Here is a 10,204-nt window from a genome sequence, read left to right as displayed (position 1 = left end):
GCGGCGGGGGCGAGGAAAAGCCCTGGTCCGCGGCCACCCCTGTCACAGCTGATCGACAACTCCCCCCGTCCAACCGGCCGGAGGCCCCGGCAGGGTTACCCTCGCGCCAGGAGACCGCCAAGGTGGGGGAACACGTAAACCATGCGAGCACTGCGAATACTTCTGATCGTGACCGTCATCCTCGGCGGCCTCTTCATCATCGCCGACCGCGTAGCCGTCGGCTTCGCCGAGGACGAGGCAGCGGACAGGCTGAAGACGAACGAGGGCCTGGCCACCACCCCCAGCGTCTCGATCAAGGGCTTCCCCTTCCTCACCCAGGTCGTCGGCGGCGAACTGGACGAGGTGGAGGTCGGCATCAAGAACTACGAGGCCGACACGAGCGGCGCCACCGGCGGCACGGGCACCGCCAACGGCGCCACCCCGGACAAGATCCGTATCGACGACCTCACGGCCCAGATGCGGGGCGTCGCGTTCTCCGGCGACTACAGCTCCGCGAAGGCCGCCTCGGCGACCGGCACGGCGACGATCTCGTACGACGAACTCCTGAAGACGGCGAAGGCCGAACCCGTGGATGTCGCGAGCGGAGTCACCGCCAAGGTCGTCGGCCTCTCGGACGGCGGCAACGGCAAGATCAAGGTCGAGGTGGAGGCCACGGTGCTCGGCACCAAGCTCCCGCGCCCGGTCTCCGTGCTCAGCTCGGTCAGTGTCAAGGGCGACACCGTCCAGGTGCAGGCCGACTCCCTCCCCAACCTGGGCGTCCAGCTCGCCGAGGACAAGGTCCGCCTGATCACCGACTTCCGGCAGCAGATCGACGGCCTGCCCGGCGGCATCAAGCTCGACAAGGTCGAGGCGGCGCCGAAGGGCGTCGACATCACGGTGAAGGGTTCGGACGTCAGCCTGGTCGGGTAGGTCGGGTGGCGAGTAGGGCTGGGTGGGGCAGGGAGTCAGAGCATGGCCCGCTCGAATTGCCGTCCGTGCCGCGTCCGAAAGGCGAGACACCCCCGTCCGCACAGCAGATGTGCGAGAGATGTGACGACGGCTACAGCCCCTCCGGGGCCGGGAGAAAACGGGCCGGACACCCTTCTCGTCCCACATCCCGGACGATCGCGTCTCAGAATACGACACACCGGTGACATGCCCGCCTGTCCGTCCCTACGATCGACGTCATGAGGCGACAGGCGGATCTCACGAAGCGGCGGGCAGTAGACCTGTGCCGCGTCGCCGCCATGCTCTGTCGCACTTTCTGAGCGGAAGCGTCGTACTTCCGCGAGCCGGGCCCTTCGACCTCTCTCGTCGGGGCCATCCCTGCGCCGCGTACGCCATCGCAGCCGTGATCGTCGAGCGCGTACCGCATCCCTTTCTGACGCACTGACGCAACGCCCCGCCGCAACTGCCCCGGAGGAGAACGAGCATGAGCCGCAGCGACGTCCTGGTAGACGCCGACTGGGTCCAGGACCACCTGGACGACCCCAGCGTGGCCATCGTCGAGGTCGACGAGGACACGTCCGCGTACGAGAAGAACCACATCCGCAACGCGATCCGGATCGACTGGACCAAGGACCTCCAGGACCCGGTCCGCCGTGACTTCGTCGACCAGGCCGGCTTCGAGAAGCTCCTGTCGGAGAAGGGCATCGGCAACGACACCCTGGTCGTCCTCTACGGCGGCAACAACAACTGGTTCGCGTCCTACGCCTACTGGTACTTCAAGCTGTACGGCCACGAGAACGTGAAGCTCCTCGACGGCGGCCGCAAGAAGTGGGAGCTCGACTCCCGCGACCTGGTCGCCGAGGTGCCCACCCGCGCCACGACCGACTACAAGGCAAAGGCGCAGAACACCGCGATCCGCGCCTTCCGCGACGACGTCGTGGCGGCCATCGGTTCGCAGAACCTGGTCGACGTGCGTTCGCCCGACGAGTTCAGCGGCAAGCTGCTCGCGCCGGCCCACCTTCCGCAGGAGCAGTCGCAGCGTCCGGGCCACGTCCCGTCCGCGCGCAACATCCCGTGGTCGAAGAACGCCAACGACGACGGCACCTTCAAGTCGGACGACGAGCTCAAGGAGCTCTACGCCGAGGAGCAGGTCGACCTGGCGAAGGACACCATCGCGTACTGCCGCATCGGTGAGCGTTCCGCGCTCACCTGGTTCGTGCTGCACGAGCTGCTCGGTGTCGAGAACGTCAAGAACTACGACGGCTCGTGGACCGAGTACGGCTCCCTCGTCGGTGTGCCGATCGAGCTCGGCGCCAACAAGTAACCCAAGAACTCAAGGCCTGAAGGACTGAAGGACGGAAACGAAACATGTGTGGAGCGAAGGCCGGCGGCCCGGACGCCTCGACGATCAAGCCCGGTGAGACCACCATCCAGGGTCAGGTGACCAAGGACGGCGAGCCGGTGGTGGGCTATGTCCGCCTCCTGGACTCGACCGGCGAGTTCACCGCCGAGGTCCCGACCTCGGCGACCGGACAGTTCCGCTTCTACGCGGCCGAGGGCACCTGGACCGTCCGCGCCCTCGTTCCAGGCGGCACGGCCGACCGCACGGTGGTCGCCCAGACCGGCGGCCTGGCCGAGGTGGCCATCACCGTCTGAACCCGTCTCCGTCTGAACCACCTGACGGCGGACACCGTATAAACGGCCGAAGGGCCGCACCCCCGGGGGGTTGGACGCTTTCCGGTAATGGGGTGCGGCCCTTCGGCTTGCCCACGGACAGACCATCCGGGTCGGCCCGGATCTACGCTGGATGCATGTACGCGCGAAGGCGTCACGGCCCCTCCTTGACGCGCCTCTCGCACTGCTTCGCAGGCTTCGAGGCGCTGCGCCGGACTCCGTCCGCCAGGTCGTGGCGTCGTCCCTGCCTCGCGGGGTGAGCCTTTGCGCCTGCCCGGATCTACGCTGGATGCATGTACGCGCGAAGGCGTCACGTGTATTTCGCCATGATGGGCACGTGCATCGGGCTGTTCGTGCTGGCCTGGGGAGTCGTGCGGCTCTGGTCGGTGCCCGTGGCCGTCGGGATGTGCGTCGTGGCCATGGTGATTCCCCCGCTCGCGGCGATGGCGGCGAATCGGCGCGGCCCCGACGACCGCTGGTGGGACGACCCGTCCGGCGACCCCAAGTCCGACGACTGGTGGGACGAGCTGGACGGCAAGAAGCGACGGCCCTGAGCCGTTCCGGTCAGTCCCGGTCAGTGGGTGACCCGTCCTCCCCCGCTCAGTCTCAGTAGACGAGCGCCTGGGTCTCGTCCGCCAGGGCCTCCTGGACGAAGACCTGGGCGCCCGCGATGCGTACGCCCTCGATGACGTCCTTCTCCGTGATGTCCCGGCGGGCGGCGCACTGTGTGCAGAGAGTGAGCCGGCCGCCGGCCAGGATCGAGTCGAGCAGGTCGGGGAGCGGGGCCGCGTGCGGCAGTTCGAACTCCGCGGCCCGGCCCGGCAGCGCGAACCACGCGGACTCGCCCGTCAGCCAGAGCGACACGTCCACCCCGCTGGCCACGGCGACCGCCGCCACCGTGAACGCCTGAGAGCAGCGTTCGGGAGCGTCCGCCCCCGCCGTCACTTTGATCACGAGCTTCTTCGCCATGCTCGAATCGTAATCAACTCCCTTGCAACCTCACGCGTTGATCATGGGTCTCCTGTGCGCGCGGATACGGAATCCGCGCTTCGCGTTCTGTGGGGGACGTCTTGGAAGTCACGGAAATACCCGAAGCGCCACCTGAGGTCCAGGAGACCTCCGAAGCCCCGGAAACCCCGGAGGCCCCGGAGACCTCGGAGGCCCCGGAGCAGCAGGCCGTGCCGCGTGTGCGCCGACGTGGGCGTGGGCGCACGACGCTCCTGATCGCCACGGCCGCCGTGCTGGGGGTGGTCGCCGGCACCTGCGTCGGATATCTGATCCAGGCCGACCGTGAGCCCACCGAGCTGCCGTCTCTCTCGCAGCCGTCGCTTCCGCAGGCCGGGGGCAAGGGGCCTCAGCCCCTGTCGGCCGCGCAGGACCGCAGGGTGCGGACCGACGGTGACCTGCGCAAGCTGCTGGTCGAGCGGCCGAGCGGGGCGCGGGACACAACCTCCGCCGAAGGCGTCGACGGCTGGATGGGTCTCGACGCGTACGCGGACGGGTACACCCGGCCGACAACGGCCTACAGCACCCTCATCGACGACGAGTTCCGGCGCGCGGCCGTCACCTCCTGGCAGACGGGCAGCACGCATTCGGTCCTGATCCGGCTGGTGCAGTACCGCCAGGAGGACCGCCTGGCCGCCCGTGAACGAGTGGCGGACGAGCACTACGGCGAGGCGGAGTACGACACGGACAGCTGGTCCGTCCCCGGCACCGGCGACGGCATGGCGTACGTACGGAAGCAGCCCGAGAACAAGGCCGGCTACCTCCCGATGTACACGGCCGAGGCGCATGCCTGGCGGGGCGACATCGCCATGCAGATCTTCGTGAACGACAGCAGGCCGATCACCAAGGCGAAGATCATGGACCTGGCCGAGCGGCAGATGGAGCGGCTGTGAGCGACGACCGGAGCAGTGTCCCTGCGGAGGAATCCGGGCCGGTCGAGCCCGAGGAGCCGGTCCAGCCGGTGCAGCCGGAAGAGCCGGTGGACGCCACGTCGCCGGCCGAGCCCGTGGCGCCGGACGCGAAGAAGCCCGTACGCCGTGGCCGGATCGCCGCCCTCGTCGGGGCCGGCCTCCTCGTCGCCGCCGTCGTCGCAGGCACCGGCTACACCGTCGTGACCGTGAACGACGCCGACCGGGACGCGGGCGCGCCCGTCTGGGACTTCCCGCGGGAGAAGGCGGACGACAGGAAGCCGCCCGCCGCCACGGGGCTCGCCGGCCTGCTCGTGCCGTACGGGGAGGACGACTGGGGCCGCGGCCCCGACCTCAACGAGTACGGCCACGACGCCCGGCTCAGCGGTGCCCAGGCCACCGCCCTGCGCAAGGAGTCGCTGCGTGGCATGCCCCGCTCCCAGCGACTGCGGCTGGAGAAAGAGATCGACAAGCAGCGCGTCCAGGGCATGGCGATGCGCAGCTACGTCAGCACGGCGGGCAACTCCTACGCCGACTCGAAGACGGCGTACTCGGTGAGCGTCGTGCTGTCCCGGATGCAGAACAAGGCGGCCGTCCGGGACATCTCGACGTTCCAGAACGAGTTCCTCGACGCCATGGACGTCTTCCGCGCGGGCCCCGCCGTCAAGGGCCACAAGAACGCCAAGTGCTTTCTGCAGCCGAAGACCACAGGCGAGGAGATCGAGGCGATGTTCTGCTCCGCGTACGAGGGAGACGTGCTGGTCAGCGCCACCGCGTCCGGGATCAGGCCATTGAACACCGAGGGAGTCGCGTTGCTGCTGCGCACCCAGCTCGACCGCATCACCGACCCGGGGGAGGCGGTATGACCGAGCAGACCGAGCAGACCGAGCAGACCGAGGAGCGGCAGGCACTCGTGCCTCCCCCGCCGCCTGACGTGCTCCCCGCAGCGCCCGCAGTACCCGCAGCCCCCGAAGGGACCCCGCTCGTACCGGCCAAGGCGGGGAAGGACCGCCGGGTCCTGCGTGCCGTGCTGCGCTGGACCGCCGTCGCGGTGGTGTTCGTGGCGGTCGGTACGGCTGCCGCGTACGGCATCACGCGGCAGGAGCGCACCGACCTGCCGGGACTCGCGACCGAGTCGGACGGGCGCTGGAACTACCCGGAGATCGTCAGGCCGCCGCTGCCGTCCGGCAGCCCGGCCCCCTTCGCCGAGGCCAACAAGGCCGCCGCCCACCACGCCGACCTGCGCGCGCTCGTACTGCCCGCCCCCGAGGGCGCGAAGGCGGACAAGGCGCTGCGCGGCGAGGACGGCTGGCTCGCGACGAAGGACTTCCTGGCGGAGTTCGCGTCGAAGGAGGACCGCAAGGCCGCCGGCCAGGTGCTGACCGACCACGGGCTGCGGCACGTCGCAGCCCGCGGCTGGACCACGCGGGACGGCACGCACACGCGGATCTACCTGCTGCGCTTCGGCACCGCGGCCGTCGCGGACGAGCTGTTCGCGACCGAGCTGATCCACTACGACAGCCCGACGTACGCCGTGCGCGGTGCCGAGGAGTTCGACCGGGACGAGGACTTCCCGGAGAAGACCGAGTTCGCCCACGTCACCCGCTCGCCGTACGCGGAGACGAAGCCGTACGGCGCCGAGCAGGTCCGGCAGGCCTACCTCTCGGCCGGCGACACCGTCGCCCTGATCGTGCAGTCCCGCAAGGGCACCGCCGAGGCGGTCCCCTTCCAGCAGACCGTGGTCCTGCAGAGCCAGCTCCTGAGCTGACCGGCGGACCTCGGAGAGAGAGCCGCTCCCCACCCCTACTAGAGTGGGGAGCGGCTCTGTACTGCCCACCACCGCGTCACCCCCGAGGAGCACCCCGTGCTTGAGTACTTCTTCGAAGCCCTGCTGGTCCTGGTCTGTGTCGGCGTTCTCGCCTTCACCGGGCTGGCCGTGAAGAAGCTGTACCAGGGCCAGCGCTGACCCCCATCAAGGAACTGCCGACCTCATGATCGAGATCCCGTCCGACCTGCACAAGGACCTCGTCCCCCTTGCCTTCCTGCTGGGCAACTGGACCGGCGCGGGCGTCCACGACTTCCCCGGCGACGAGAAGTGCAACTTCGGCCAGGAAGTCAGCTTCACCCACGACGGGCGGGACTTCCTGGAGTACCACTCGCACACCTGGGTCCTCGACGCCGAGGGCAACAAGGTGCGCGCGCTGGAGTCCGAGTCCGGCTTCTGGCGGATCGACCAGAACCGCAAGGTCGAGGTCGTGATGGTTCGCGACGACGGCGTCGTCGAGATCTGGTACGGCGAGATGGCCGACAAGAAGCCCCAGATCGACCTGGTCACGGACGCGGTCGCGCGTACGGCCGCCTCGGGCCCGTACAGCGGCGGCAAGCGTCTGTACGGCTATGTGAAGAGCGATCTCATGTGGGTCGGAGAGAAGCAGACCCCCGAGGTTTCGCTCCGCCCGTACATGTCGGCCCAGCTCAAGAAGGTCGTCAGCCCGGAGGACGTCGAGCGCTGGGCCAAGGCCCTGCCTGACGACATGCCGGACGACGGGATCGCTTTCTTCAAGTAGTTCTACAAGTAGTTCTAGACTTTCGGTGTGGTGAGCACTGGAAGCACCGAAGGCACTGACTGGAAGAGCGATCTGCGGCAGCGCGGTTACCGGCTGACGCCGCAGCGGCAACTTGTGCTCGAAGCCGTGGACACCCTGGAGCACGCGACCCCCGACGACATCCTCATCGAGGTGAGGAAGACCGCGTCGGGGGTCAACATTTCCACGGTGTACCGGACCCTGGAGCTCCTGGAGGAGCTCGGGCTCGTCTCGCACGCGCACCTCGGGCACGGGGCGCCCACGTACCACCTTGCGGACCGGCACCACCATCTCCACCTGGTCTGCCGCGACTGCACGAACGTCATTGAGGCGGACGTCGAGATCGCCGCCGACTTCACCGCCAAGCTCCGCGAGACGTTCGGCTTCTCCACCGACATGAAGCACTTCGCGATCTTCGGCCGCTGCGAGGACTGCACGGCGAGGGCGGCGGAGAAGGCCGCGAAGGCGGAGTAGGCGGCGGAGCGACCCCCGGCGGCAAGTGGGGAGCGGCACTCCGGCGGAAATAAAAAGCGCGCCCACTCGGTCGTAGGCTGTGTGGATATGAAGAGCCCTCTGTTGTCCCTGCCCGGTGCCGTGCCCGCCGAGGGTGTGGACGAAGGTGTCGCCGCCCACTACGGGGACCTGTTCCGAGAACAGCGTGCCTTCGCCGGCGGCACCGGTTTCGTGGACCTCTCGCACCGCGGCGTGGTCACCGTCACCGGCGACGACCGGCTCACCTGGCTGCACCTGCTGCTCACCCAGCACGTCAGCGACCTCCCGGCGGGCCGCGCCACCGAGGCGCTGATCCTCTCCGCGCACGGCCACATCGAGCACGCGCTGTATCTCGTCGACGACGGGACGACCACCTGGGCCCACGTGGAGCCCGACAGCCAGGACGCACTGATCGCGTACCTGGAGTCGATGAAGTTCTTCTACCGCGTCGAAGTCGCCGACAGCACGGCCGAGTTCGCGGTCGTCCACCTGCCGGCCGGTTCCATCGCCGACGTCCCCGAGGGCGTCGTCGTCCGCGAGACGCCGTACGGACGTGATCTGTTCCTGCCGCGTACGGACCTGGAGTCGTACGCCGCCGACGTCGACCGGCACGGCCCGGCGGTCGGGCTGCTCGCGTACGAGGCGCTGCGCGTCGAGAACCACCAGCCGCGGATCGGTTTCGAGACCGACCACCGGACCATCCCGCACGAGCTGGGCTGGATCGGCAGCGCGGTGCATCTGCAGAAGGGCTGCTACCGCGGGCAGGAGACCGTCGCCCGCGTCCAGAACCTGGGCAAGCCCCCGCGCCGGCTCGTCTTCCTGCACCTGGACGGCAGCGAGGTCCATCTGCCGCCGCACGGCGCGGAGCTGCGGCTCGCGGACGAGGGGCCCGAGGGACGCAAGATCGGTTTCGTGACGACGGCCGTACGGCACCACGAGCTCGGGCCGATCGCCCTGGGACTCGTCAAGCGGAACGTACCGCTGGACGCGCGGCTGGTGGCCGACACGACGGCGGCGGCGCAGGAGGTCGTGGTCGAGCCGTAGGGCCCGCCAGGGGCCGCCGGGCCGGATCTTGGAGTGCCTGTTGCCCGCCTGGCGGCTACATCTCCAGCAGGACGGTGAACGGGCCGTCGTTCGTCAGCGAGACGCGCATCTGCGCGCCGAAACGGCCCGTCGCCACCGTCGCTCCCAGCGAGCGGAGCTGGGCCACGACCTCGTCCACGAGGGGCTCTGCGACGTCGCCGGGGGCGGCTGCGTTCCAGGTGGGCCGGCGGCCCTTGCGGGCGTCTCCGTACAGCGTGAACTGGCTGATGACGAGCAGCGGGGCGTCGATGTCCGAGCACGACTTCTCGTCGGCCAGCATGCGGATCGACCAGAGTTTGCGGGCCAGTTGGGCCGCCTTCTCCTTGGTGTCCTCGTGGGTCACCCCGACCAGGACGCACAGGCCCTCGCCGCTGATCTCACCGACGGTCTCACCCTCGACGACGACGCTCGCGCCGTCCACTCTCTGCACCACCGCACGCATAAGGACCATCATGCCGTGCGTCCGATTGACGTCGGTGCCGGCCTTGATGCCGACCTTGGTGCCGACTCCGTACGGGGGCTTTCTTATTGATCCTTAACCCCCCATCTGGGGCCGATCGGGGGCACTCGGTCACATAGCGGCCACTTGGGGTGGCACGATGCTCACACGCGCCGGTCGAGGGGACGGTTGAGGCACATGAGCACACCGAGTACGGGGCAGTCACCCGGGGTCGTATCGCTGATTCGGGGGGAGCCGCCGTCATCGCCATCGCCGGAGGCGTCTTTGCCGCAGTCTTCGCCGTCGTCGTCAGCGCGCCCGGTCGTGGCGCGTCCGCCCACCCAGCGTACGGACAGCCCCATGCCTGAGTCGGCGCCCGAGCCGGAGCCCGAGCTGAGCGTCCTGCGGCTGCCCGAACTGCGCACCCTGCGGAGGGACGCGCAGCGGGACGAGGCCGATCTGAGCTATGTGCGGCGGCTGCTGCAGGGGCGGATCGACATCCTGCGCGCCGAGTTGGGGCGGCGGGGTGCCCCGCGGCGGGGACGCGAGGCGCGGATCGCGGCTTCGGCGTCCGTCGTTGAACGGCTGTCGGAGATCCTGACGGACGCGCCGGCGCGGCAGCGGTCGTCCGCGCGGCACGTGACTGTGGGTACGCCCCACAGCGAGGAGTTCCGGCGGCTGGCCTCGGACATGCTCGCCGAGGTCGAACTGTCCGACCTGGAGGCGCGTACGGATCTGGAGCTGAACGCGGCGATGGGGCGGCTCGTGCGGTACGAGCAGCAGGTTTCCCGGCGCCGGCAGGAATTGCAGCGGACTGCGGACGACTGCAGCGCGGAGATCGCCCGTCGCTATCGCGAGGGCGAGGCGCAGGTGGACGACTTGCTGATGTGACGCCGAGGTCGATGCCGATGCCGACGCCGACGTTCTCGGCTGCGGGCCTGCTGGTGCTGGTCGCGCAGTTCCCCGCGCCCCTGGGTGGGTGGGGGTTCACGTCAGTCTTTTAGGGGCGCGGGGAACGGCGCGGGCAACCACGACGGACGGTCACGTGGTGAACAGACCTCGGTCACCGGGGCTTTCAGGGGCGCGGGGAA

General features: G+C 69.3%; 14 protein-coding genes. 12 read left to right on the top strand and 2 right to left on the bottom strand.

Annotated features, from left to right (window positions below):
- The first annotated feature begins 141 nt into the window (after positions 1 to 141).
- The 5 genes from AOK17_RS40065 to AOK17_RS40050 all read left to right on the top strand — a co-directional run bounded on the left by AOK17_RS40065 (position 142) and on the right by AOK17_RS40050 (position 3,155).
- The gene (locus tag AOK17_RS40065) at positions 142 to 909 is read left to right on the top strand and encodes an LmeA family phospholipid-binding protein (RefSeq protein ID WP_055617551.1); all 768 of its coding nucleotides are present in this window, start codon (positions 142 to 144) and stop codon (positions 907 to 909) included.
- Between the two features lie 257 nt (positions 910 to 1,166).
- Positions 1,167 to 1,247, top strand: coding sequence for a putative leader peptide (locus AOK17_RS54150; protein WP_353963671.1), 81 nt, complete (start codon positions 1,167 to 1,169; stop codon positions 1,245 to 1,247).
- Positions 1,248 to 1,411: 164 nt separating this feature from the next.
- The gene (locus AOK17_RS40060; protein ID WP_055617550.1) at positions 1,412 to 2,251 is read left to right on the top strand and encodes a sulfurtransferase; all 840 of its coding nucleotides are present in this window, start codon (positions 1,412 to 1,414) and stop codon (positions 2,249 to 2,251) included.
- Positions 2,252 to 2,295: 44 nt separating this feature from the next.
- Positions 2,296 to 2,583: a DUF1416 domain-containing protein gene (locus AOK17_RS40055; RefSeq protein WP_055617549.1), complete on the top strand. Its 288-nt coding sequence runs from the start codon at positions 2,296 to 2,298 to the stop codon at positions 2,581 to 2,583.
- A 311-nt stretch (positions 2,584 to 2,894) separates the two neighbouring features.
- Positions 2,895 to 3,155, top strand: a complete 261-nt coding sequence (locus AOK17_RS40050; RefSeq protein ID WP_055617548.1) for a DUF3099 domain-containing protein — start codon at positions 2,895 to 2,897, stop codon at positions 3,153 to 3,155.
- A 52-nt stretch (positions 3,156 to 3,207) separates the two neighbouring features.
- Here the strand turns inward: AOK17_RS40050 and AOK17_RS40045 are convergent, their stop codons facing one another.
- Positions 3,208 to 3,570, bottom strand: a complete 363-nt coding sequence (locus tag AOK17_RS40045; protein WP_055617547.1) for a DsrE family protein — start codon at positions 3,568 to 3,570, stop codon at positions 3,208 to 3,210.
- Positions 3,571 to 3,671: 101 nt separating this feature from the next.
- Between AOK17_RS40045 and AOK17_RS40040 the strand changes: the two genes are divergently transcribed.
- The 6 genes from AOK17_RS40040 to ygfZ all read left to right on the top strand — a co-directional run bounded on the left by AOK17_RS40040 (position 3,672) and on the right by ygfZ (position 8,635).
- Positions 3,672 to 4,499: a hypothetical protein gene (locus tag AOK17_RS40040; protein ID WP_055617554.1), complete on the top strand. Its 828-nt coding sequence runs from the start codon at positions 3,672 to 3,674 to the stop codon at positions 4,497 to 4,499.
- Positions 4,496 to 5,380, top strand: coding sequence for a hypothetical protein (locus AOK17_RS40035; RefSeq protein WP_245697668.1), 885 nt, complete (start codon positions 4,496 to 4,498; stop codon positions 5,378 to 5,380). Before AOK17_RS40040 ends, AOK17_RS40035 begins: the two co-directional genes overlap by 4 nt.
- The gene (locus AOK17_RS40030) at positions 5,377 to 6,282 is read left to right on the top strand and encodes a hypothetical protein (RefSeq protein ID WP_055617546.1); all 906 of its coding nucleotides are present in this window, start codon (positions 5,377 to 5,379) and stop codon (positions 6,280 to 6,282) included. Before AOK17_RS40035 ends, AOK17_RS40030 begins: the two co-directional genes overlap by 4 nt.
- 223 nt (positions 6,283 to 6,505) lie before the next feature.
- The gene (locus AOK17_RS40025; RefSeq protein WP_055617545.1) at positions 6,506 to 7,081 is read left to right on the top strand and encodes a heme-binding beta-barrel domain-containing protein; all 576 of its coding nucleotides are present in this window, start codon (positions 6,506 to 6,508) and stop codon (positions 7,079 to 7,081) included.
- Positions 7,082 to 7,111: 30 nt separating this feature from the next.
- On the top strand, positions 7,112 to 7,573 hold the full coding sequence (locus AOK17_RS40020; protein WP_055617552.1) for a Fur family transcriptional regulator: 462 nt from the start codon (positions 7,112 to 7,114) through the stop codon (positions 7,571 to 7,573).
- Between the two features lie 87 nt (positions 7,574 to 7,660).
- Positions 7,661 to 8,635, top strand: a complete 975-nt coding sequence (ygfZ, locus tag AOK17_RS40015) for a CAF17-like 4Fe-4S cluster assembly/insertion protein YgfZ (protein WP_055617544.1) — start codon at positions 7,661 to 7,663, stop codon at positions 8,633 to 8,635.
- Positions 8,636 to 8,690: 55 nt separating this feature from the next.
- On the opposite strand, the gene dtd is transcribed toward ygfZ, so the two are convergent.
- Positions 8,691 to 9,116, bottom strand: a complete 426-nt coding sequence (gene dtd, locus AOK17_RS40010; protein ID WP_055617543.1) for a D-aminoacyl-tRNA deacylase — start codon at positions 9,114 to 9,116, stop codon at positions 8,691 to 8,693.
- A gap of 195 nt (positions 9,117 to 9,311) precedes the next feature.
- On the opposite strand from dtd, the gene AOK17_RS40005 reads away from it, so the two are divergent.
- Positions 9,312 to 10,004: an RsiG family protein gene (locus AOK17_RS40005; protein ID WP_107102625.1), complete on the top strand. Its 693-nt coding sequence runs from the start codon at positions 9,312 to 9,314 to the stop codon at positions 10,002 to 10,004.
- Positions 10,005 to 10,204 lie beyond the last annotated feature (200 nt).

This window comes from Streptomyces phaeochromogenes (assembly GCF_001418655.1).
Classification (GTDB): domain Bacteria; phylum Actinomycetota; class Actinomycetes; order Streptomycetales; family Streptomycetaceae; genus Streptomyces; species Streptomyces phaeochromogenes.
The sequence above is the reverse complement of the archived record's forward strand: the minus strand, read 5'-3'. Positions and strand labels throughout refer to the sequence as shown.